We start from the raw sequence: 23,846 nt of genomic DNA on the forward strand, positions 1-23,846 counted from the left end.
ACTCGATGTCCCATTCTTAGCATCTTTCATTTTTAATCGATTTCTGTGAAGAACGTGCAGTCAAAGGTATGACAAATCAGTGAAGGAGTGGCAGTATGTTTAAAGATTTAATGAAGATTAAGGAAATTGACGGAGAACTAAAGCTCTCTCACAAGCAAAAGGATTTTGGGATTACACTATCTACAGAAGAGCTTATCGTTCAAAAGCCCCATATGAATTATCACATTAAATTAGATGATATTGTCAGTATTCGTCCGTTTGAATCCCCTCGTTTTAAAAGTATTTCCTTAAGCACAGGTTTAGAAAATGCCAGAGAAGTAGCAATGATGAATCAACATCGTAATCATTATCAATTTCATGTAAAAAAAGCGTATGTGCATCGCCGGAGCGGCATTTCTGAGATCGGTACAACTTCTATTGTCTTTCCAATACGTCAAAAATATATTCAGCGAATTGCCACATATGGTGGAATGACAGGTGTCATTGCATAAAATGAACAAGTAAGAATGTCAGCTTTTGAGTGTTTGTGTATATTTCTCGGTCATTGAAGGTTCGGGGAGGGGATTATAGGACTTTACACTGTTCATGATTAAGGATTTGTAGCAGAACGGAGAATGTGTATGTCGGAATTTTTTCAAGTGGATTACTTTATTTTACTCTTTTCAATATTATTTTTATGTGGTGTCCTATCAGTCAAATTTTCTACGCGATTAAATGTACCAGCACTGATCTTTTTTATCGGTATTGGAATGTTGATTGGCAGTGATGGGCTTGGCATCATTTATTTTGATAATCCACACTATGGTCAGTTAGTAGGAATTATTGCACTTGTTATTATTTTGTTTGAGGGCGGATTGCAAACGAAATGGACGGATGTTAAGCCAGTCATGAAACCGGCGATCTCTTTAGCGACTTTAGGGGTCGTCGTCACAATGTTTGTACTTGGTGTTGTCGCCTATTTTGTTCTCGATGAAATATCATTTCTCTATGCGTTGCTTTTCGGAGCAATCGTTGGTTCTACGGATGCTGCCGCTGTATTTGCAGTGATTAAGGGACAGAACATTCGAAAAAAAATTGAAGCAACTCTCGAAGCGGAATCAGGAACAAACGACCCGATGGCGATGTTCTTAACCATTTCGTTAATTGAGTGGATTATGTCGCCAGGCTCTAATATATTTGAAATGATGGGATTTTTTGTTTTACAGATGGGTCTAGGTATTTTATGCGGTCTAGGTTTTGGAAAACTTGCACAAACCATTATTAATCGCATTAATCTGGACTCGAGTGGTTTATATCCAGTGTTGGCGACCGCATTTGCCATGTTTACGTACGCTTTTACGACGATGATTCAAGGCAGTGGCTTACTTGCAGTCTATATTGCTGCGATTTTACTCGGTAATTCTGAGTTGACCTATAAGCATTCTATTTTGCGCTTTAATGAAGGTTTTGCTTGGCTCGCGCAGATTACGATGTTTATTATTCTCGGACTCCTCGTGTTTCCTGATAATTTATTATCTGGTGACTTTATCTGGCGTGGCCTTTTGCTCTCTGTATTCCTCATTCTCGTTGCTCGTCCAATCGCCGTTTTCGTGTCGCTCGCTTTTTCCCGCTATACGTTGAAAGAAAAAATATTTATTTCATGGGCCGGTTTACGCGGAGCTGTCCCCATCGTTCTCGCAACATTTATGTTTGCCGAAGGGCTCGAGAACGCCCAGCTTTTCTTCAACATCGTCTTCTTTGTCGTCTTAACGTCAACGCTTATCCAAGGTTCGACGATCGCTTTATTAGCCCGCATTCTAGGCTTGTCAGAGGATGGCCGACCGACTCCACCGCATTCGCTTGAACTGATTTCCATCGGTAAAGCCAATGCAGAGATGATGGAATATGTCGTGTCTCCCAATGATCATTTTATCAATCAACGTCTGATCGATCTAGATTTTCCGAATAAAGTCATTGTAAGTGTGATCATTCGCGGAGAAAACCTGGTGACGCCTTATGGTGACACAACCATTCTTCCAGGTGATGTTCTTTATTTTCTCGTTCCCAAAACGAGAAAGCCGCAACTGATGGAATATCTCGAGCAATCAGAGGTTGAAGAAGAGGCAAGAACGCATTCCATGTAATCTATACTTTGTCAATGCAAACGGACATCCTGTTAAGGATGTCCGTTTCAGGTTGTTGACAAAGCCGTCGCTTTTTAAAACAGGCGAAAAGTAGAAGCATCCATTAAGCGAACGGTGCTTGACAAACTTTATTTGTTTCGATATGCACTGTGCATCGTCGGTCCAACGTATTCATTTAACTTAAAGCCGTGTTGAATCGCAGCAGTAATGAAATCTTTTGCCGTTTCGATCGCTTCTTTAATTGCCGCGCCACGTGCGAGTTCAGCTGTAATTGCTGCCGAGTACGTACAGCCTGCGCCATGGGTGTAAGATGTAGCTACTCGATCAGCCTCAAACATTTCAAAGGTTGTGCCATCATAAAGTAAGTCAGTTGCTCTGCCATCGGCTTTATTCTGACCACCTTTTATTAACACATATTTTGGCCCAAGCGCATGAATTTTTTCAGCCGCTTTTTTCATATCATCAATTCCTTTAAGCGGTGGCATTTGCGCTAATTGACTCGCTTCAAATAGGTTTGGTGTCGCGATTGTTGCGACAGGGACTAAGACGTCTCGTAAAGCAACAGATGTCTCTGGATGAAGAACTTCATCATTTCCTTTACAAACCATGACAGGGTCAACGACGACATTTTTTATTCCGTGCGTTTGGATGGTGTCTGCGACAAGCTCAATAATCTCAACAGAGCCAAGCATGCCTGTTTTTAAGGCATCAATGTTCACACTGAACAAGGTATCAAGCTGCGCTTTCACCGTCGCTGTTTCCTGAGGGAAAACGAGGTGATTCCAATGATTGTTTGGGTCCATGGTGACAATAGTGGTCACTGCACTCATGCCGTACACATTTCGTTCTTGGAAAGTCTTTAAATCGGCTTGAATTCCAGCACCGCCACTTGTATCTGAGCCTGCGATGGTCACTGCTTTCGGTAATCCCATTAAACATTCCCCTTTCTATACATTTCTTTATTATAACAAGAATCGACATTGTGAGCATTGCATCTGATTGATTCCTGTCACCCGTATAGAAATGGCACAATGACAAAAAATAAAAAAACATCTCTGAAAAGGAGGGGAAACAAGCATTGAGACAGCGAAAAGCCAAGAAAAATAAAGGCACACAGTCGGATCAGCAGACGACGCAGGAGCAAATTTCGGATGTGTACAAAGAAGGAACGATAGACCAAAAAGAAACGCCTCAGCATTAATTTCTTTGTTTAGTCTGTCTTAGGAATAGACGGGAAGATGAGTGAATCCCCCGAACGTCAATTCTTATGTTTTCCAGTATGATGGCACCTTTTTCCACAAACGAAAAAGGTGTTTATTTAGTTATTTAATTCGATTGTCCGTTTCGTATAATTCATTTGCGCTCAGGAAAAGCTGACATGTAAGACGTGAGAGAGGAATTTTCACCATGATATGGAAATGGCTAAAGCGCTCGTGGAAAAGTTCAGACGATAAAGCACATTCAACGGTTACAATACCAGAAATGCTTGACCAATTAGCGGAATCTAATGATTTTCTCGCGTATAATGCACATACAAACAATGGAACGGTCTATTTGAGCTACAGTAATCCTTTGGTAGACGCGGACATTCTGCATAATCATCTGCTTCCTCAACTTGTGAAATATGACATTAACTCAATTGAAGACTTGTCTAAAGCGATTCCTTTTGAACAAAAATCAATGACGATGGATGCCGAGGAAGCGGAAAAAAAGATCATGAACGGGTTTGTCTCGGTTCAGTTGCAAAAAGGAGATCACCAGACGATCCTTGTTCCTGCTGGTTTATCACGAGCGAGGCAAGTCGCAACTGCAGAAGTAGAGTTTTCTGTATTGGGACCGAAGGAAGCTTTTCTCGAAGCGTTGGATACGAATTTGAATCTCGTTCGCAAACGATTACCGGTCCATGAACTAAAAGTAGATGAACTTAGCTCAGGACGGCTAACGAAAACGAGAATTGCAGTGCTATCTATGGAAGGGATTACGAATAAAGAAAACGTCGATACGGTCAAGCAACGATTAAATGAGATCGACTTTGACCAGATTAATGACAGTTCGTTCTTAGCACAAATGATGGCGGATAATTCGAACTCAATCTTTCCGCAATTTATTGATACAGAGCGTCCCGATCGCGTCGCTTCAGCGTTAGCAGAGGGAAAAGTCGCCATCTTAATGGATGGCTCTCCAATGGCATTGCTGGCGCCAACGACGCTGTTAGAGTTTTTTGTAGCGTTTGAAGATTATTTTTTAAACTGGATTATTGCCACCTCGTTTCGTGTGATCCGTGTTTGTTCGGTTCTGTTTTCCATTTTTGCGACTCCGTTGTATGTTGCTATTTTAACTTTTCATTACGAAATGATCCCAAGGGATTTAATGCCAACACTGATTACGACGCGACGAGAAGTACCGTTTCCCCCCATTATCGAAGCGCTATTTCTTGAATTGACGATCGAGCTCTTAAGGGAGGCTGGGGCAAGACTGCCTACAAAAGTCGGACAGACCATTGGGATTGTGGGTGGTATTGTTATAGGGACAGCCGCTGTTGAAGCTGGGCTGACGAGTAACGTTCTTCTCATTATTGTCGCTTTAGCGGCACTGTCGTCGTTTACAACACCTGTTTATAAAATGAGTAATACGATTCGTTTGCTTCGTTTTCCGCTGCTACTCGCTGCTCAATTTTGGGGCTTAATCGGTATTGTCATTTGTGGAACGTTGATTTGGACACATTTACTGAGGTTGACTTCATTAGGAAGACCTTATCTTGAACCGCTCTTTCCGCTACGCTTGTCAGATTTTAAAGATACGCTCGTTCGCCTCCCATTTTCGAAGCAGTCGTTACGACCAATTCAAATGCAGACAGAAAAAATTGAGCGGTTTAAAAGGAAACGTGCCGCCAAGAAAAAAGATATCGATGAGTAATAAAAAGGAGGAGCTAGTGACGTGACTTCTCATATTAAAAAGCAATTTCGCGTGTCTCCTTTTTTTGTTCTGTTTTTAGTGCATGGCGCACAAACAGGTATTTTTATTTTAAATTTCCAACATTCTCTTGTGCCATACGTTGGCTATGATGCTTGGTTGAGCCTCCTTTTAGCTGCTGGTTTATCTCATATCATCATTGCGCTCATTTATGTGGCGATGAAGCGATCGGGTGGAAGTATTGATCGGTTGCATGACCGTATTTTTGGGCGCGTTCTTGGGCGCGCCTTATTAATGCTGTTAAGTATTGGTTATTTTGTAGGTGCATTTCTAATTTTGCGGACCTATATTCAAATTATACAAACGTGGGTTTTTCCAGATATGATCATTTGGCTGTTTGCTCTCGTCTTATTATTACTTGTAGGGTATATTGTTGCAGGAGGATTTCGGGTGGTGACAGGGATTACGGTATATAGCGTTTTCATCCCTTCATTTCTTCTTTTCGTTGTATTTTTCCCGATGCAATATGCGCAGTACTCTCCATTACTCCCCGTGTTTACAAGCTCAGTCACAAATATCTGGCAGGCTGCTTTAGGAATGATGCCTGCATTCTTCGGTTATCTATTCATTATTTTTTATTATCCCTTTATTAATGAGCCGGAAAAATCACAGAAATGGGCGCACTTAGCAAACTTAATATCGTTTGCGTTGTATGTTGTAACGGCATTTGTCAGCTTCAGCTTTTTTAGTCCAAATCAATTGATGGATCATATTTGGCCGACGCTGTCATTGCTGCAAGTTGTCACCTTGCCTTTTGTTGAGAGGTTCGAGATCATTACGATTGCTTTTTGGCTTTTAATTTTACTGCCTTACACATGTTTAGCGATTTGGGCAGGAACGAAAATGCTAAAACGACTTACGGGCGCTCGACAGCGAACGTATGTATGGATCGTGATTGCAGGAATCTACATCTCGCTTCTTCTTATTACTCAACCCGAAAAGTTAAATATGTTTGCAGATTTTTATAGAGCGTATGGCGTTGTTGTTCTGTTTATATACGTGCCTGTTTTAGCGCTGGGTGCTCTATTTAAAGGGGAGGGGAGGAAAAGGAATGAAACGTAAAGGTCTTTTCTTTATTTTGTGCACCTTTCTTTTGCTACAGTCGAGTTGCGGTGCCACACCTAAAATACTTGATGATGTACAACTTGCAACCGTCATCGGGCTTGATCCAGCTGAAAATCATGATGTGAAGATGACCATTTCTTTTCCGGTGTTTAACCCCGACGAGACGACAACAAACGAAACGTTTACGACACAAGCGCGAACGTTAAATGAGAACCTTAACGGAGCAGGGGCTCAGTCTTCAAAAGTGATTGAAACTGGAAAACTGGATACGATTGTGATCAACGAGGAATTAGCGAAGCAAGGCATTACAGACTATCTTGATTTCTTAAAGCGTGGGGCTAATACGGGTGCCAAGCTTTACATTGTGATCTCGGAAAGCCCGGCTCAAAGTCTGCTTAAAGGAGAATACGCAGCGCAAGACCTAGGCGTTTATTTAGACAGCATGCTGCAACAAAATATGAACAAAAGAATGATTCCTGAAATGAACCTTCATTTGTATCAATACGCTCTATTTTCTACGGGCGGAGACCCAATCTTGCCGATTTTAAAACAGAGCAAAGATGTCGTTGAAATTTCTGGAATTGCAATTATGGACAAGGACAAATTTGTCGAAAAAATCCCCTTTGAAGACACTTTTTACTTTAACGCCATTTACGATGATGTAGCAAAAGGGGCACATCGGGCAAAAGACGAAGAAGGGAATATCGCCTATATTCGACGAATTGATTCAATCCGCACAGTCAATTTTAATAAGAAAGATCATTCGTTGACGTTGTCTGTTGATATGGAGGGAGAAGTCCTAGAATATACGGGGTCTCATTTTACAGAAGAGCGTAGCAAAGAAGTTGAGGAAAACTTAAAAAATCGAATTGAGGAAAAAGGATTACAAATGCTTAAACGTTTTCAAGAATTAAATGTTGATCCACTTGGATTTGGAGATGATATTCAAGGACGTGCAGGCTTTTCTTGGCAGGAATGGCAGCAAACCTACCCAAACCTAAAAATGAACGTAACCGCGAACGTAATCATTGTAAATAAAGGAATTTCAGAATAAGTGATGAAAGTCCCCCTGGAGACAGCGCTCCAGGGGGATCTATTTGTTGGTGTCATGCTGTATGGCACTTTTATTTGGACACAGGGTCATTTTTCGCTTCATCTTGGGCGTCGGTTTGGCCTTCCGCATAGGCGTCACGGTATAAAGTTTCCATGTACATGTAAACGATCTGCTTTACCTTATTGTCGACATGAAGCATATCTAAATGTTGACTGCACTGTTGCATCGTGCGTTTTCCTTGGGAGTGGCTGGTCATTCGAAACCCTCCTTGTACCCATGATATGTTCTATTATACGAATAAGCGATTCTTATTGTATATAGGACATTTAGAGGAAATTTGTCGGAATGATAAAAAGACTATGGATTTTTAGATTTCAGTGTCGTCGATATTCAGAAATTCTTTGTCGCAGATTGTTATTCATTGAAAAACGCAAAGAGTTTGCTTACACTTGTTTAGAGTGAAAAAAGGTGGAGACACCAAATTATACTAGGGGAGAGAGATATATGAAAAAGATTGCTGCAATGATAACAGCATTTCTCGTCGTATTGGCGCCTTTAATTCCTGCCAGTGCCGACAGCGGAGACGTTTATCAGACTGATGACGTACTCGGACGAGGGGAATTTTTTAACCAAATCACTGAGCAGCTAGATGTTGAGCCAAATGATGAGCCTTTTTTCTGGCCAGCAGATATTGATGAAACATCGCCATACGCTGATTCAGTGAAAGCGCTCATGCAAAGAGGCGTTTTGGAAGGATATCCAGGAAACAAAATTCAGCCAGAGCGTCCACTTTTTGATATTGAAGCCGCGGCGATCTTAGCCCGATTACTTCATGTTGATGAAGATACAGCTGTGGCGGATCTAGTAGATACTTTTGGTCTGTCTATTGAGGACGGCACGTTTACAACCCAAACAGAAGTCGATGAAATCTTTACGAAAGCACTTGTGAGCGATGAAAGCGCCTTGGAATGGGTGAATCGTTCCACTGAAGCGTCTATCGATGTTGCGTCTTTTAACGCAAGTGCAGATATGACAATGGAAATGAAGTTTGATGACGAAACGATGCAAATGATGGAAGAATTAGGCGAAGAAGCAGCTGCTATGTTTTCTATGGATGCGACATTTGACATGAGTGTTGATTTAGACACTGGAATTCACCAAGTCATTACGGTACAAATGCCGTTTGAAGACCCTGAGCTTCCAGCTGAAATGACAATTGAGCAGTATCTAGTAGAAGATGGGATTTACATGTCCATTCCTCTTTCAGAATCTGGTGAGAAAGAATGGATGAAGATCCCAGCAGATGAAGCTTACACAATGCCATTCGATGAAATGCTTACAATGCAGGCAGACAGCCTTGAGTTTTATGAGCAGCTCAACAATGAGTTTTTCTTCTACAAAGATTTAGGCGAAGAAGACGGCTTGCGTAACATTGCATTTCGCGGTGTCATTCCTTCGATCACTGAACTTTTAGAAGCATTGCAAATGCAAATGGGTGAGGAAGAGCTTTCCCTAGAAATGATGATGCCAGGAGATGCATCTGTTGGTATGAGCGGTCAAATGTGGATTGAAGAGAGTTCTGCGGCTGTTACTCGTCAAGTCGCTGACATGACGATTTCAATGGATGAGGAATCTATGGGCTTTTCCGGCATGGATATTTTCTTTGACATGACAATGACGGATTATAATGAAGCCGGCCCAATTGAATTACCAGAAGCAGCAGAAAATGCTGAAGAGCTATCTTTTGAAGATACAATGATGGTTGAATAAGAATCGAATCTTTACTCAGAAGGCCTTCGTCTACGGACGAAGGCTTTTTTTTATACAAGTCTAAATCTCAATGCATACCGGGAGATAAGCAACGGGCGTGTCTAGCGAGGAGTAGGTCGGTTTTTGAACTAGAGATGCTTTTTTTCAAAGTTTTCTTTGCGGTGCAATTCTTTTACAAAGGCGTCAATTTTGAGAAGGTTTTCTTCAGAGAGCTCACCTACGTAAACAAAGCGCCCTCTTAATGGGGAGTTTAATGGGCTTTGTCTGCCAACAAGCTCGTCTAACGAAACATTAAAAAGGTCAGCGAGCTGACATAAAATAGAAAGGCTCGGCTGTCTGCGACCATTTTCATAGTTTCCATAGGCTTGAGGTGTTAATCCTAATTGATCAGCTATGGCTTGTCGCGAAACATTATGTTCTTGTCGGATGCGCTGTAGATTGATAGGGGTCATCATGCAACTATCCTTTCTAGCGATTTTGGCACAAGTCTTTTCGACTATCGGAAGGTCATAAAAATATAAAATAAGGACTATTTCATGTTGAATTGCTTATTCGAGGGTGTATATATGCCTATTCTGTATATTTGTTCGGCAAAAGTCAATTATTTTTATGTGCCAAAACGGCTAAATTGAATCTCTTGGGTAATTTTCTTAAGTCGAGTGTAAAATGTGATTGATCAACTGTTTCAGCTCGTAGATGGATTCTGATAGCGGATAATCCTTCGCGCGGTTCTCACTTCGTTCAATAAACTGATAAAGCTCTTTTTTGAGAAGAAAAAGCTTTTGATTTGATGCCTCCATCAGTCTGCTCCTCCTTTCAATTGACCATTGTATTATAAGCAACCCTTCCCTCTTGTGTGCATTGCTTTCAAAAGGCACGGCGTAGAGCATATAAAAACACGACGAAATGGCCACATTACGGTAGAATAAGCCAAAGAAAAAAGTGCTTTTTTGCAAAGTCAAAATGAGCTATTTTACTATCAAAGGATAATGTTTCATTTATGTAAAAAAAATTGGCTGTGATGCAAAACTGTGGTAATATATCCATATACGCCATGATCATATATAGATATACGGAGAGCAGTGCGGCAACACTGCTCTCTTCCTTAAAGCCGAACGATTCAGGCTGCTTCTTTTTAAAGGTTGTTGAGCTATCCTACAATGGGTAGCTCTTTTTATCTTGTCACCTTTTTAGCAGCTTAACGATTTGGTCAAAAGAGCGATAATTCGATGTCTATAGTTTTTGAAACAATCTGGCATTTAGGCAGGCAAAACAGAAAAAAGGAGATTGGTCTACGTCAAGGCAGTCGTGTTACTTTCTAAGTCATATCCTCCAATTAGAAAGGAATGAGTCTTATCGTTAACCAAATGCTCTTAGTCGGTAGACTGACGCGCCCCCCAGAGCTTCGATATACGACAAATGAAGGGGTGGCGATGACCCGCTTCATGCTCGCTGTAAACCGTTCATTCAAAAATAATGAAGGTGAGTACGACGTTGATTTTATTCCATGCACAGCGTGGCGTACGCTTGCAGAGACGACCGCTGAATATTGTGAGAAAGGGTCTCTCGTTGCTGTGACAGGGCGGTTGCGTTCTTACACGTTTGAAAGTGACAATGGACAAAAGGTCGAACAGTTAGAAATTGTTGCGAGTTCAGTGCAGTTTCTTGAGTCAAAAGAAGTACGGGAAAAGCGAAAGGCGCAGCAAACCCCGTTTTCATAAGTTTGAAAATAGGTCGATTGATTGACGTTTTTGGAAGAAAACTGAAGAAATTTCTCTCTTGCTATTAAATTGTCAGCGAAATATGTCGATGAAAAAATGACGATGAGCTAAAGACGGTTTAAAGAAAAAGAGAGGGGCTTTGAGTATGGGAATCCGTGGAAAACTGCTCACAACTATGGTCTTAGTCATCACTATCCCGTTAATTGTGTTAGGGACTGTGATTTTTATGCAAACATCAACAGGGATGCAAGAAAATACGCAAAACCATTTGCAAACAGAAATGGGGTTAAAAATCAATAATGCGGAAACGGTCAACTCGCGTATGGCCGAGGTGACGACGCAAATCTTACTGAACAACAGTATTCAAGAGGGTTTGGCTCATTTTAATGCAGGGGAATTAAGCTATGATACATTACAATTCAGACAGGAGACGGAAGACTTCTTATTTTCTTTAACACACGGTAATGATCTTATTGCAAATGTTGCCTTAATTAAAGCGGATGGCTCGATGATTACGAGCAGGGGGCAATCTTCTTTGTTGTCTGAAGAAGAATTAAATAACCTTAACAATCAGGATTGGTATAAAAGGGCGGAAGAGCTTTCAGGAAAAGGGTTTTGGGTAGCCTCTGAAGAGGACTTCGTCGAAGAGGGAGAGCGCGTCAGCTATGTTCGTTTGCTGAACAGCATGAGTAGTAGTGATCCGTTAGCAGTGATCCGGATTTCCATTCATCCAGATCAATTGTTAACCTCTTTAGGGCAAGCTGAAGAAAATATTGAAGACGCCTTAGCCAGAGGAGAAACTGAAGAAGGCGAGACAACTGACTCATCGACACAACCGAGGGGTGTCGTTTACAACGAAAACACAGGAGTCAATTTTATCGTCTTAAATAAAAACAATCAAAATTTTTTGAATCCAAATGAACCACTTCATGAGGATTTCATTCAAGAAATTCAAGAAATAGAGCTAGAAAGAGATCAGCCAGTCATCCAAAGTATAAATGTAGATGGAGAAGAGCAAATCGCTGTACTTCAAAACGTTAAAGGAACAGATTTGACCTTAGCGAGTGTCATTCCTCTCACGCACATACTCGGTAGTGTAAATACGGTGAAAATATGGACGATTGTTACAGGCATTATTTTAGTTTTGTTAGCACTTGTGATCGGCACTTTGATGGCAATCCATATTACTCGACCGTTAAATCAATTAAGAGACGCAATGAAAAAGGTAGAGGATGGAGATTTAACTGTAAAGGCAGATATAAAAGCCAAAGGAGAGATTCAACAACTTGCTGGCAGCTTTAATACGATGGTCTCTCAACTAGCAACAGTTGTCCTCAGTGTTAAGGAGGCGACGACAGGATTGAAGACCTCCAGTGATCGCCTGACAGTCAATTCAGCTACGGTTAATCAAGCATCAAATGAAATCTCTCAAGCGGTTGAACAAATTGCAGTTGGCGCCAGCGACCAATCTGAGTCGGTGAATGCTGGTGCAAGTATTACCGACACGCTCTCTGAGAAAATTCAAGAAGTCGTTGCGTCGATTCAAACGGTTCGTCAATCGGCAATGAATGCGGAAAAAGCAGGGAATGAAGGACAGCAAAAAGTCACTTATTTAACCGAATCATCATCAGAAAGCATGAGTCGACTTCAGGAAATGGCTGCTGAAATCGAAACGCTTGAAAAAGAGTCTGAAAAAATTGATTCGATTGTTGAAACAATTACTGACATTGCTAATCAAACGAATTTACTGGCATTAAATGCATCGATTGAGGCGGCACGTGTCGGTGAAGCCGGTCGTGGCTTTGCGGTTGTCGCTACTGAAATTCGACACCTTGCAGAGCAAGTGCAAACTGCTTCGCAAGAAATTGCGCATATCGTTCATTCAACGCGGTCAGATATGAATCGTGTAGCCGGTCAGATGAATGAGGTTCGCACGTTATTTGAGTCACAAGGTGAACTGATTGATTCCAACGCGGATGCGTTCACACAAATCATTACTGGGATTGATGATGTCAAACACGAAATGGCTCAGTTAGATGAGGGAGCAAAAGAGATGCTGACGTATCGTGAGCAGATTGTTGAAATGATGGAGCTCAGCGCAAATGTGTCTGAAGAGACAGCAGCGACTTGTGAAGAGGTGTCTGCATCTGCCGAGGAGCAAATGGCATCTGTCAGTGAACTAACGCATCAAATTAAAGAAATGGACCATGAAATTAATGATTTACAAGGTCGAATTTCTTCCTTTCATATTGAAGAACAACCGCACATGCACGAACGAAAAATGAGTGATCACACAGCACTTCAGCTAGTCGAAGACGACGTCGTAGAAGAAATTGCTTCAACGAGTGATCATGAGGATGATTACGAGTCATCGTCTTATGATAGTAAAGAAGACGGTGTTCCGGAAAGTGAGTTCACTGAGCAATCCGACCAGCATCACGTTGAAGAAAACAATGAAGAAAAAGATCACACGCAACGATAAAAACAGAAATATATGCCTCATCTGTGAACTGCACCTCAATTGTTAGATGTATCGGGGGTGCAGTTTTTCGCTGAATCTTCCTTGCAGGTGATAAAGTCTTTCTCAAATGCTTCTTTTTTCATGAATGAGGTGCAGTTAACCTTTTCAGAACGGAAGCCATTTGTTATGATGGAAGTAAGCTACATATAAGTGTTAATGTAATGCATTACATTTAGAGGAGGAGTACGATGGCAGCAAAATTAGGCTTACAACTGTTTACACTGCGAGAAGAATGTGCAGAGGACTTCGTTGGAACACTCGAGAAGGTGGCGGCTTTAGGTTACGAAGGGGTAGAATTTGCCGGGTACTATGGTATGTCAGCGGCAGATTTAAAACACGAGTTGGATCGACTTAATTTGACAGCGATTTCAGCGCATGTACCTATTCCACAGCTACGCGATAACCTTGCTGATACGATTGCTTATCAAAAGGCAATCGGTGCAAAGTATATCGTTTGTCCTTACCTTAGTGAAGAAGATCGTCAAAAGTACAAGGAGCTTGTTCCTTTATTTAAAGAAGTGGCCGCGGCTTGTCAAAAAGAAGGGATGACCTTTGGGTACCATCATCATGATTTCGAGCTGGAGCCATACGAAGGGACGGACGGTTTAAGCTATTTGCTTACTCATTTGTCAGCCGAAGAGCTTATTGCTGAATTTGATGTGTATTGGCTTCGTAAAGCTGGAAAATCACCAGTGGAATGGTTGCGGGCCCACAAAGGACGTACTCCACTCGTTCATTTAAAAGATATGACGCAAGACGGCTCCTTTGCAGCGCTTGGAGAAGGGGATACAGACATTCAAGCCATTCTGGCAGAAGAGAAAAGCAGTGAGGTAGAATGGTGGATTGTTGAGCAAGATGTGACACCTGGCCCTGCGCTTGAATCTGTCGCAAAAAGCAGAGAATATTTGAAGACGATTTACAGATAAACTAAATATAGAAAACCATTTGAAGTTGAAAGGAGAAATAATGATGAAACTTGGTGTTTTTACAGTACTTTATCAAGACTTAGCTTTTGAAGACATGCTTGATAAAGTGAAAGCGATGGGGATTGAAGCTGTAGAAGTAGGTACAGGAGCATATCCTGGACAGGCTCACGCACCTCTTGAAGATTTGTTGGCAGATGACGCAAAAGTTAAAGCGTTTCAAGAAGCCATTACCTCAAGAGGTCTCACTTTAAGCGGGTTAAGTTTTCATGGAAACCCATTGCATCCAGATCCTGAATTCGCAAAAAAATCTCATGAAAGCTGGAGAAATACGGTCCTATTGGCTGAGAAGCTAGGTCTTGATGTTGTCAACGGATTTTCTGGATGCCCAGGAGACTCTGAAACTTCGAAAAATCCAAACTGGGTCACGTGTGCCTGGCCTCCTGAATATGCTGAGGTTTTAGAGTGGCAATGGACAGAAAAAGTAATTCCTTATTGGCAAGAGGAAGCTGCTTTTGCAAAGGAACATGGTATTCAAAAAATTGCTTTTGAAATGCATCCAGGATTTGTTGTTTATAATCCGGAGACACTCTTACGTTTGCGGGCGGCCGTCGGTGACATCATTGGAGCAAACTTTGATCCAAGTCACCTCGTTTGGCAAGGAATCGATCCTGTTGAAGCGATAAAGCATCTTGGCAAAGAAAATGCAATTTTCCACTTCCACGCGAAGGACGTTTATGTAGATGAAGCGAATAAGAGCATTAATGGTGTCCTCGATACGAAGCATTACGGTCAAGTCTTAGATCGTTCATGGACGTTCCGTACGTGCGGCTACGGACAAAACGAAAAGCTTTGGCGGGACATGATTTCTGCGTTACAGATGGTCAATTACGATTATGTCATGTCAATTGAGCATGAGGACATGCTTGCTTCCATTGATGAAGGGCTCCAAAGTGCCATTGATTTCTTAAAGCCTTTACTATTTACAGAAAAACCAGCGGAAGCTTGGTGGGCATAAATTAAATTACACCGCGGCTGAAATAAAAAGTCGCGGTGTTTTGCGTTGTTGAATACACTGGGCGTCCCGAACATCATGATTGCTTCAAAATCTCCAGATTCCTCATCGTCTAAAGCATGGTATACTGTAGTGTAACGTACATAAAATCTTCAAAGTAGGAGTGGCCATACAATGACAAAAACACCTATGTTTTTACAGCCTGTGTTTAAAGAGCGAATTTGGGGAGGCACGAAACTTCGGGAAGCCTTCGGTTATGAAATACCTTCTGAGGAAACAGGCGAATGCTGGGCAATTTCTGCCCATCCTCACGGAGAAAGCCAAATTGAAAATGGTCCATTTTCAGGAAAGACGCTTCGGGCATTATATGAAGAAAACCGTGAGCTTTTCGGCAATCACGATGCATCTGTATTTCCGTTATTAACAAAAATTTTAGATGCGAACGCCGATTTATCAGTGCAGGTTCACCCTGATGATACGTACGCAAAGGCGCATGAAGCTGAAGGTGAATTAGGAAAAACGGAATGCTGGTATATCATTGATGCCAAGGAAGGCGCAGAATTAATTTACGGTCATCACGCCAAAACGCAGGAAGAGCTGCAGCAGATGATTGATCACGGTCAATGGGATGATTTGTTGCGCCGTGTGCCTATCAAAAAGGTGACTTTTTTATGTGCCGAGCGGGACAATCCATGCTCTTTGCGAAGGCACACTCGTGCTAGAGACACAGCAGAGTTCAGACACGACGTACCGAGTGTATGATTATGATCGAAAGGGAGCCGATGGTCAACCTCGTGAGCTTCATTTAAAGCAGGCGATCGATGTGACGACGGTCCCACACGTAGATGCGAAAACAACTGCTACTGAGGAACAACGAGAGGGCACAAAGGTTGTGACTTTAATTCAAGATCCACAGTTTTTTTCTGTTTATCATTGGACAATTGAAGGAGAAACTTCATTTCCAATGGAGGCGCCATTTTTACTCGTCAGCGTATTGGATGGTCAAGGCGAGATTGAAACTGAAGACGGCACGTTTGCGTTTGCAAAAAGTCAACACTTCCTTATTCCGTCAACAGTGGACCGTTTTCAAATCCGGGGGAACGCAGAGTGTATCGTATCGCATGTATAATGAATATCGTTTGACTGCTTTTATGAGGATGTAGGTGTTCGTCTCATCGAGCGTTTTTTCTAAAGGCGTTTTTTCCTGAAACGACGTTAAGACAATTCTGCTGTCGAGTACTTCCGAACAGGTGAGCGATAAAGGCTGTCTTGGAAGTACTCGATTTATCGATAAAAGCAAGAGAATGACAGTTACGTCCTTTTGAGGGCGTTTTTTAAATTGGCCTGAATTTGAATATTTCCTGAAATGAGCGTAGTTTAACAGTTTAAGAGAGCTCACGTGTATATATGCATCCGCTGTTTATAATAAGAATTGCTTAGAGAAATTCAATTTCACTTCCTTTTATAAGGACTTTCGTCGCGATATGATGGTCGCAAGACATACGAAAGGAGGATAATTTCAATGGCTGACCGTTTGTCTCAAATTGAAGAGGAGTTGCGCTGGCTTCGGAAGCAAGTATACTTGCTCGGGAATGAAATCCCTTCGTCACGACGAATTCACGCGATTATTGAGCAAGTTGCAGCCAATGCTGAAGGTCTGCACACGAAAAATTGATCACTTGATGTTGCACTTCCTCTTAAATGACCCTCACATAACAAACCTCTAGCACATTCTTCTAGACATCACCTCCAAAGCTTAGCCCCTCCTGAGCTTTGGGGGTTCTTCATCCGCAAAAAGCCCTTTCATCTGTTCATGTGCTGACTTAGTTAAATATGGTATACTCTTGAAAGATGGAAGGGAGGCGCGCTTATTTTGGGAATCAAAAAAGCCATTATACCTGCTGCTGGTTTAGGGACACGCTTTTTGCCTGCGACAAAGGCACAACCGAAAGAAATGCTGCCTATTGTTGATAAGCCTACAATACAATTTATTGTTGAAGAAGCTGTGTCATCAGGAATTGAAGATATTATGATTGTGACCGGACGTGGTAAGCGAGCAATTGAAGATCATTTGATAAATCATACGAATTAGAGGAGACGCTCGAGAAAAGGGAAGAATGGGAGCGGCTCGAGCAAATTCGTAACATATCTCAGATGGCTAATATTCATTACATAAGACAAAAGGAACCGCTTGGCCTAGGGCATGCCATTTATTGTGCCCGTTCATTTATTGGAGATGAACCTTTTGCAGTGATGTTGGGTGACGATATCGTTCATCATCAAACGCCCTGCTTAAAACAGTTGATGGATGTCCATCAGCAATATGGTGGGAATGTGATCGGCATTCAGCAAATTCCGCCAGAAAACGTGAATAAATACGGAATTATTGACCCAGGAAAGCAATTATCTGAACGTCTGCATGAAGTAAAAGCACTCGTTGAGAAACCATCAATTCAAGACTCACCTTCTAACTATGCGATTATGGGAAGGTACTTGTTAGATCCGGCGATATTTGACGTTTTACAGCACCTTCCACCTGGAAGAGCGGGCGAAATTCAGCTGACCGACGCCATTCAGGAGCTGAAAAACACTTCAAATGTATACGCGTTTGCATTTGAAGGCCTTCGTTTTGATGTAGGAGACAAAATCGGCTTCGTGAAAGCAACATTGCATTGGGCGATGAGTCGTGAGGACATGCGAGCTGAGCTCATTGCTTATATGAAAAAGAATCAAATGATATAACCGAAAAAGGCTGTGTTATCGAATTGTCTAGTGATAACATCAGCTTTTTTTGTTTTTTAATTGTGAGATGTTTGGAATTTAGTATGTAACAAAAAATGACATCAATTTAAGAAAAATGTCGAAGGAAAATTCTGAAATTAGTGCAGGATATTGTGGTCTTGTGAAGAAAGTGTTATCGGTGTCCTTCTTTGTAAAAAAAAGTGAAATCATGTTGTCGGATGCAAAAGTGAGTCACTTGACAAATGGAGACAAAGCAAAACGTTTTTCCTAACGATGGCTGTTCATTACGAGCGATTATGCCAGCACATTCGTTTATAGAAAACTTCTTTACCTGCTGTTTAGTGATCGACTTCGTTAAACAATTTGTATTGAAGGAGGAAGTAGATGAAGTATGCGATTCAGTTACTGCTTGATAAGCCGGAGCTCATGGAAAAGCTGAAGGCTGGAAAACTGACGTGCATCGGCTTTTCAGAGGAAGAACAGCAAACATTGTTAAACGCCTTCGTCGCAAAAGAACGGACAACCAGTCGGTTTGACAGCAATACACAACCATAGAAAAAACGTTGAGGCAGCCGCTTCTATGGGGGTGCCTTTCCAATGTGAATCATACAGGATTCTGTTGATGGCAGAAATCGAAGGGAGATCGATAACGTGGACAGGGTCTACCGTATGGGTATTGTTTTACTATTGGGCCTTGCCGTATATTTTGCGTATGTCATCGTTCAGTTTCCACTTATGGGCTTGACGATCAGTAATACACCCAATGGTGATTATCAAATTGCTCAAGTTGTACCCGGAGAGTGGGGACAAGCACACCGAGTTGAAGAGGGTTCTATGCTGTTAGAAATCAATGGGAAACCCCCAGAAGCATTTTTTCCTCTCAATTGGTCAAATCGCTTGGAGAAAGTTCACCGTTTGCGCGTTCAGGAATCAGATGGTGATGATAGAATGCTGACACCATCCCGCTCTCATTTGCAAAATCAAATGATTTTTCACTTGTTGCTGCCAGTTAGTTTTTTCCTCTTCTGCCTCTTTCTCGGCTGGCAAATCTATGTTCGAAAGCATCATTTACGGGTGACAAGACTGCTCATTTTTTTAACGTTTGTCATCGGTTTGTTTATTTTGTCCGCACCAGTCGCTGATCGGGAAGATCTTCTTGGCCGCTTGACCTACAGCGCAAGCTCGCTACTTATTCCGATTTTATTTTTACAGTTTTTTCGTCGTTATTTTCGTAGCCATTCTTTGCGTTTTTTGCAGATAGGGCATCTTTCGCTCCTTTATGGTGCTATGGTTGGCTCATGTGGGATGGAAATTCTCAGCTTTATTCGTCCTGAATTGGATGGAACTGTATGGTTGATACAGTTCACCCTCTTTGTCCTTTTTACGAACTGGACGAGTTTTGTCCTCATTGCGAACTATATCCACATGCGAAAAACGGCTTATCATACAACCTTAAAAGTGATCTTATCGGGATTTTTCCTTAGCCTTTTACCGTTTGTTTTGTTCACGGCAATCCCAGCAATGATTACAGGCTTGCCATTAATTAACGTTGACTTGACCAGTCTGGCAATCCTCTTTCTACCTGCCTCCTTCATTTATTTAATGGTTACAGAAAGATTGTTAGATATGAACTATATTTTTTATCGACTCCGATATTACGCGCTCCTTGCCCTCATGCCAACCGGCTTTGTGATGTTTTCGACATACCTTTTTCAAGGAACCGATGTATCACCAACTTTGTGGCTTGTTATTTTATTGAGTACATACGGCTCGACGCTATTATTTTTATATATGAAGGAATGGTTAGATTACAAATTACAATTTAAAAGATTTTCCGAGAAATATAATTACCAGAAAAGCCTTTATCGCTTTTCGCAAAAAGTAAAACAAGTGAAGAAAGTTCAGGACTTGATTACCGTTCTGCAGAATGAATTGGAGGAAGTCCTCCATGTGCGGGAAACGGCTGTATTTTCTATGGATCGTGAAGGGGACATTGTATGTGAGGAAAAACCCCATCTCAAAACAATGATTCGCATGTCGAAGAATAAATGGGCACGAAAGGCGTATTTGCCTGGTGATGCTTTAGAGTGCATAGATGGTTTTGCACTTGTGATTGGGATGAAGCAAAATGCCTATACGATGCTTTGGATCAGCTCAAAAACAGACCGAAGCACGCTCAGTCCTGATGAGAAACAATGGCAAAGGGCGTTGAGCTACTATACGAGCATCTTACTGGAAAATCTCTATTTAATTGAGAACCTGATTGACCGAATTGATCAATTGCATGAGCCAGGGAGTCATCCGGCGTGGTTATCCAAAATGCTATTCACGATCTCTGAGCGCGAACGAAGCCGGCTCGCCAATGATCTTCATGACACGATTTTGCAGGAGCAGCTTTTTCTTTATCGGAAATTAGACACGTTACGCAATACCATTCCAATGATGCTTTGGAAGGTCGTGAAAATTTGAAAAAGGAAATGAATCATTTAAAAGAGCATGTCCTCGACAGCGTCCACCTTATTCGCGAAACGTGTAATGAGCTGAGACCCCCTTTTTTGGCAGAACAAGGCATTCATCAAGCGCTCGAGCATCTCATTCAACGCACACAGCTGTCGGCGAACTTTCGAGTTGAATATTCGTTTGCTGAGCAGACGTATCCCCTCAATGATGATATATCCATGACCATATTTCGCATGGTTCAGGAGCTGTTGAATAATGCAATGAAACATTCAAACGCGAACGTCGTCCAATTAACGCTTCGTTTCGATGGTCAAGGAATTTGGTACATTCAATATAAAGACGACGGCGTTGGCATGGATGTGGAGCAAATTAAAAATTACGATCAGCATATGGGTATTTACAGCATAAGGGAGCGTGTCAATGCGCTTGGTGGTCGAGCTCGATTTAACTCAACACTTGGATACGGTTTAACCGTTGATATCCACCTGCCTCATGAAGAGAATATTGAAAAAATCGCTGAATAATGAAGCGTTGATCTTAAATGAAAGGAGAGCGTTATGCGAATTTTAATTGTCGATGATCACCCAGCTGTAGGTGAAGGGACAAAAGCGATGCTTCAAGAGGAGCAGTTTGATGTCGATGTGATGGTCAGTGCCGGAGACGTTTTGCGACTCATTAAGGAAGAAAACGAATGTTACGACCTGTTTTTATTTGACTTATATATGCCAGAAATGAATGGTCTTGAGCTAACGAAGCACATTCGCAGACAACTCCCTGATGCGATCGTGCTCATTTATACGGGGTTTGATATTCATGACCACTTTAATATGGTTGTCGAAGCAGGTGCTTCGGGATTTTTAAGTAAAACAGCGTCTAAGGCACAGCTGCTTAGAGCGATCTATTGTGCGCTCGATGAAGAAGCGGTCCTTCCGCTCTCATTGTTTCGTCAGCTCCGTAAAAGAAGCACGGATGTGTCATTGCAGCGAGCAGAAAATGAAGAAAGCTTGCAGCTCAATGGAAAAGAGCGTTCCATTTTAGAACACGTATATAAAGGACAGACGAATCGCGAAATCGCGCTCGAACTTCATATGAGTCAGCGGACGGTGGAGCATCATCTAACGAAAGTCTTTCAAAAGCTGTCGGTACGGTCGCGGACAGAAGCGATGTTGCGTGCGAAAGAGCTCGGTTTGTTAAACATCCTGTCGTAAGTGAAAGGGCTAAAGCTAATTGCGGAAAACCGCAAAAAGATTTACGGTGTAAACCTGCTTGAATTCCTGTATGATGGAATTATCAGATAATAACCGGTGAGCCCTAGACCAATTGAAAAAGGATGATAGATGTGCACCTTGATCATTATCATGGAACAACTTACCAGCTGATTGAAGAGATTCGTGCGCTGATTCGTGTTTTTCAAGATGAGCATTCGGAAGCAGACAAGCGAGAAGTTTTTCTGACAATTAACGATTTGACAATCGAATTAGTCCGCCGTGAAGGTCAGGAAAAAGCCATTGAAAGCATGTGACATTTGGTGTGTTGACGTCCGAGAGAAGGATGCAGGGCTAGTGTATTGTAATTGAATAGGGAGGTTTATTGTACAGGGGAAGGGATCTTAGTTCAGAAGGAGCTGAGGTCTTTTTTTTTGATCAGGAAAATAGTAAAAGTCCAAATCGAAAATGATTTGGACACAGAGTGAAGACAAAGTCTATGTAAGCTAGCTTGTAAAACTTTTCAGCCTGATTTGAAAACGCTTATCATTCTAGGCGCGAAAGCGAGCGAAGACTCGAATAGAACCCTAGTTCATGAGAGGACGAGCGAGATAAGCAACGACGAATGAAAGCGTTTGTCAACAGGCTGAGTCAAATCGAAAATGATTTGGACCTTAAGTTAGCTTACCGAAATCGCCCTGCAAAATGAACCGTGGTTGTCATACCAAAACATCATTGACCTGTAGTCAGCAAGTCATCCACTTGGCGTCGTAAAGCACGCAGACGCTCATACCGATCTAAGAAATTTGTAAAGTAAGCTTCCCACACCGCCTGTTTGTCTAGACGGACGTACAGATCGCGGAGTCGTTCAAGCGTTTCAGCGGCTTTTTTATAGCCGCTTTTATTTTTTTTCGCGACATACCTTTCCACGAGCTGGTGGTAGAGTGGGAGAAGAGCGTTTGGCGAGCGTTCTGCGATCGTCTGTAAATGATTTTCGGCAATCTGTTCAAGATCGACCGCCTGAAATAACCACAATTCAATACATTCCTCATCTTTACCTTGCTCAAGCAGAAGGGCGGAAAACACTGTGAGGCTTTCGGGTAGCCATTTTATTAAAATATTGCCAAATGCTTCAAGGGCATTCTTTTTTTCTGCATAATGCTTTTGTTCTTCGAGCAACTGCCGTAAACGTGTATTTCGGAGCGATTCGTCCTTCCAAGCGTCCCAAGTTTCCTGAAGCCAGTCACGACACGATTCCACCCATTTTTGCATTTCTGCATCACGTTGCTCAAGGGACTGGTATTTGTGAATCATCTCAAGCATCGCTTCTGTTTTTTGATCGAGTGGGTTTGGTGTTTCGAGAAAATAATGTGTACGAATGTCTTCGGGAGACGGATTCAACAATGGTCTGTTTAATGCTTCAGATTGGAGCCACCGATCAAGTGAAATGAATACGGAAAAAATATCGATATAGGAAATGGCGAGTGAAAGATAAGGGTGAAAAGCTTTTGCACATAGCTCTTGAAGATGAGGCTTGGCGTCGTCTTTGACGTTAAGCTCATGGCAGGCTAGCGCAAGCTCCTTCATTTCATTCATTAATGGTGCAGCATCTCCTTCATGACTAATGTCGTCCCATTGCTTCAGCATGTACAAGCCAGCGACAAGCGCATAGAGACGACGGAGCTGCCACGGCCCTTTATACGCTTCGACGAGACGTGCATAATTGCGCTGCAGCGCGTTTGGTCGTAAGAAAGGGTCAAACTGCCAATTCATTGGACGAAGGGCTTCATCTAATGACTGAATGTCTTCTATCGTTAAAGGCTGTTGTTTCCGCAGCGTGACGTTTGCTTTAGGGGCTGATCGATCTTGCTCCCAGTTGGCGAGACGCTCACCTGGACTTTCAAAATGTGAAAGAACGTACAGTAAGAGCGCGAGCACATGGCCGCAATAGGGAAGCCCGCACGTACATTCATGAACGTCCGGCTGTGTCAGCGTCACCCGCGTGTCCAGCTTGCGGACATCTTGCACTGAACCAGACAGCTGGCCTTCGGAAAAGACGACATTGTATACACTTCCTTGGCGAAAGAGCGACAAGCCCTTTTTAGCCTGGCGCGCGTCGCGCTCAATCGATGCATGAATGGAGTCAAGCCAGTCGGTCATCGCTTGCTGAATGTCCTGTTTCGGTACTTCATCATAAATCATTGCTAGTCCTCCGTCACTTTTTTGCCACATTTGTATTAAAAACCAGTAAAAACCATTGAAATTGACCGTACA

General features: G+C 42.2%; 22 protein-coding genes and 2 pseudogenes. 19 read left to right on the forward strand and 5 right to left on the reverse strand.

Translation table 11 applies throughout. From position 1 onward, the window contains the following. Positions 1-95 precede the first annotated feature (95 nt). Together G4V62_RS02775 and G4V62_RS02780 are read left to right on the forward strand one after the other, a co-directional pair. Complete coding sequence (locus tag G4V62_RS02775; RefSeq protein WP_165199228.1) at positions 96-491, forward strand: hypothetical protein; 396 nt, start codon at positions 96-98, stop codon at positions 489-491. Between the two features lie 129 nt (positions 492-620). Further along, positions 621-2,123, forward strand: a complete 1,503-nt coding sequence (locus G4V62_RS02780) for a potassium/proton antiporter (RefSeq protein ID WP_165199229.1) — start codon at positions 621-623, stop codon at positions 2,121-2,123. A gap of 128 nt (positions 2,124-2,251) precedes the next feature. On the opposite strand, the gene pdxK is transcribed toward G4V62_RS02780, so the two are convergent. After that, on the reverse strand, positions 2,252-3,055 hold the full coding sequence (pdxK, locus tag G4V62_RS02785) for a pyridoxine/pyridoxal/pyridoxamine kinase (protein ID WP_165199230.1): 804 nt from the start codon (positions 3,053-3,055) through the stop codon (positions 2,252-2,254). A gap of 146 nt (positions 3,056-3,201) precedes the next feature. Here pdxK and G4V62_RS02790 point away from each other — a divergent pair, with 146 nt between their 5' ends. The 4 genes from G4V62_RS02790 to G4V62_RS02805 all read left to right on the forward strand — a co-directional run bounded on the left by G4V62_RS02790 (position 3,202) and on the right by G4V62_RS02805 (position 7,215). Continuing rightward, positions 3,202-3,324 carry a DUF4025 domain-containing protein gene (locus G4V62_RS02790; protein WP_165199231.1) on the forward strand — a complete coding sequence of 41 codons (123 nt, stop codon included), beginning with the start codon at positions 3,202-3,204 and terminating at the stop codon, positions 3,322-3,324. A 206-nt stretch (positions 3,325-3,530) separates the two neighbouring features. Then, positions 3,531-5,039 (forward strand): spore germination protein, encoded by a 1,509-nt coding sequence (locus G4V62_RS02795; RefSeq protein WP_165199232.1) that lies wholly within the window; start codon positions 3,531-3,533, stop codon positions 5,037-5,039. A gap of 21 nt (positions 5,040-5,060) precedes the next feature. Further along, positions 5,061-6,158, forward strand: coding sequence for a GerAB/ArcD/ProY family transporter (locus G4V62_RS02800; protein ID WP_165199233.1), 1,098 nt, complete (start codon positions 5,061-5,063; stop codon positions 6,156-6,158). Then, a complete protein-coding gene (locus G4V62_RS02805) occupies positions 6,148-7,215 on the forward strand; it encodes a Ger(x)C family spore germination protein (protein ID WP_165199234.1) in 1,068 nt (355 codons plus the stop codon). Before G4V62_RS02800 ends, G4V62_RS02805 begins: the two co-directional genes overlap by 11 nt. Before the next feature lie 70 nt (positions 7,216-7,285). Here G4V62_RS02805 and G4V62_RS02810 read toward each other — a convergent pair whose 3' ends face one another. Further along, positions 7,286-7,471: a hypothetical protein gene (locus G4V62_RS02810; RefSeq protein ID WP_165199235.1), complete on the reverse strand. Its 186-nt coding sequence runs from the start codon at positions 7,469-7,471 to the stop codon at positions 7,286-7,288. Positions 7,472-7,719: 248 nt separating this feature from the next. Here G4V62_RS02810 and G4V62_RS02815 point away from each other — a divergent pair, with 248 nt between their 5' ends. Beyond that, positions 7,720-8,985 carry an S-layer homology domain-containing protein gene (locus G4V62_RS02815; protein WP_165199236.1) on the forward strand — a complete coding sequence of 422 codons (1,266 nt, stop codon included), beginning with the start codon at positions 7,720-7,722 and terminating at the stop codon, positions 8,983-8,985. Positions 8,986-9,113: 128 nt separating this feature from the next. Here the strand turns inward: G4V62_RS02815 and G4V62_RS02820 are convergent, their stop codons facing one another. Together G4V62_RS02820 and G4V62_RS02825 are read right to left on the reverse strand one after the other, a co-directional pair. Beyond that, positions 9,114-9,437, reverse strand: coding sequence for a helix-turn-helix domain-containing protein (locus tag G4V62_RS02820; RefSeq protein ID WP_212508642.1), 324 nt, complete (start codon positions 9,435-9,437; stop codon positions 9,114-9,116). 198 nt (positions 9,438-9,635) lie between these two features. Continuing rightward, on the reverse strand, positions 9,636-9,785 hold the full coding sequence (locus tag G4V62_RS02825; RefSeq protein WP_165199238.1) for a hypothetical protein: 150 nt from the start codon (positions 9,783-9,785) through the stop codon (positions 9,636-9,638). A gap of 546 nt (positions 9,786-10,331) precedes the next feature. Here G4V62_RS02825 and G4V62_RS02830 point away from each other — a divergent pair. The 12 genes and pseudogenes from G4V62_RS02830 to G4V62_RS02885 all read left to right on the forward strand — a co-directional run bounded on the left by G4V62_RS02830 (position 10,332) and on the right by G4V62_RS02885 (position 21,889). Further along, the gene (locus G4V62_RS02830; RefSeq protein WP_212508643.1) at positions 10,332-10,706 is read left to right on the forward strand and encodes a single-stranded DNA-binding protein; all 375 of its coding nucleotides are present in this window, start codon (positions 10,332-10,334) and stop codon (positions 10,704-10,706) included. 145 nt (positions 10,707-10,851) lie between these two features. Continuing rightward, positions 10,852-13,188 carry a methyl-accepting chemotaxis protein gene (locus G4V62_RS02835; RefSeq protein ID WP_165199239.1) on the forward strand — a complete coding sequence of 779 codons (2,337 nt, stop codon included), beginning with the start codon at positions 10,852-10,854 and terminating at the stop codon, positions 13,186-13,188. Between the two features lie 227 nt (positions 13,189-13,415). Beyond that, positions 13,416-14,153, forward strand: a complete 738-nt coding sequence (locus G4V62_RS02840; protein WP_165199240.1) for a sugar phosphate isomerase/epimerase family protein — start codon at positions 13,416-13,418, stop codon at positions 14,151-14,153. 43 nt (positions 14,154-14,196) lie between these two features. Next, positions 14,197-15,168: a sugar phosphate isomerase/epimerase family protein gene (locus G4V62_RS02845; protein WP_165199241.1), complete on the forward strand. Its 972-nt coding sequence runs from the start codon at positions 14,197-14,199 to the stop codon at positions 15,166-15,168. A gap of 171 nt (positions 15,169-15,339) precedes the next feature. Then, a pseudogene (gene manA, locus G4V62_RS02850) lies at positions 15,340-16,294 on the forward strand (mannose-6-phosphate isomerase, class I). A gap of 393 nt (positions 16,295-16,687) precedes the next feature. Then, on the forward strand, positions 16,688-16,840 hold the full coding sequence (locus G4V62_RS02855; RefSeq protein ID WP_165199242.1) for a hypothetical protein: 153 nt from the start codon (positions 16,688-16,690) through the stop codon (positions 16,838-16,840). 198 nt (positions 16,841-17,038) lie between these two features. Continuing rightward, positions 17,039-17,907: pseudogene (galU, locus tag G4V62_RS02860) on the forward strand (UTP--glucose-1-phosphate uridylyltransferase GalU). A gap of 384 nt (positions 17,908-18,291) precedes the next feature. Then, positions 18,292-18,462: a competence pheromone ComX gene (gene comX, locus G4V62_RS02865; protein WP_165199243.1), complete on the forward strand. Its 171-nt coding sequence runs from the start codon at positions 18,292-18,294 to the stop codon at positions 18,460-18,462. Between the two features lie 96 nt (positions 18,463-18,558). Then, positions 18,559-20,376, forward strand: a complete 1,818-nt coding sequence (locus G4V62_RS02870; protein WP_165199244.1) for a hypothetical protein — start codon at positions 18,559-18,561, stop codon at positions 20,374-20,376. Next, complete coding sequence (locus G4V62_RS02875) at positions 20,373-20,891, forward strand: sensor histidine kinase (RefSeq protein WP_165199245.1); 519 nt, start codon at positions 20,373-20,375, stop codon at positions 20,889-20,891. The genes G4V62_RS02870 and G4V62_RS02875 overlap by 4 nt, the downstream gene beginning before the upstream one ends. A 33-nt stretch (positions 20,892-20,924) precedes the next feature. Continuing rightward, positions 20,925-21,575 (forward strand): response regulator transcription factor, encoded by a 651-nt coding sequence (locus G4V62_RS02880; protein WP_165199246.1) that lies wholly within the window; start codon positions 20,925-20,927, stop codon positions 21,573-21,575. A gap of 131 nt (positions 21,576-21,706) precedes the next feature. Beyond that, on the forward strand, positions 21,707-21,889 hold the full coding sequence (locus G4V62_RS02885; protein WP_165199247.1) for a hypothetical protein: 183 nt from the start codon (positions 21,707-21,709) through the stop codon (positions 21,887-21,889). A gap of 415 nt (positions 21,890-22,304) precedes the next feature. On the opposite strand, the gene G4V62_RS02890 is transcribed toward G4V62_RS02885, so the two are convergent. Beyond that, positions 22,305-23,774, reverse strand: coding sequence for a hypothetical protein (locus G4V62_RS02890; RefSeq protein ID WP_165199248.1), 1,470 nt, complete (start codon positions 23,772-23,774; stop codon positions 22,305-22,307). Between the last annotated feature and the right edge of the window lie 72 nt (positions 23,775-23,846).

It is taken from the genome of Litoribacterium kuwaitense (assembly GCF_011058155.1).
Lineage (GTDB): Bacteria > Bacillota > Bacilli > Bacillales > DSM-28697 > Litoribacterium > Litoribacterium kuwaitense.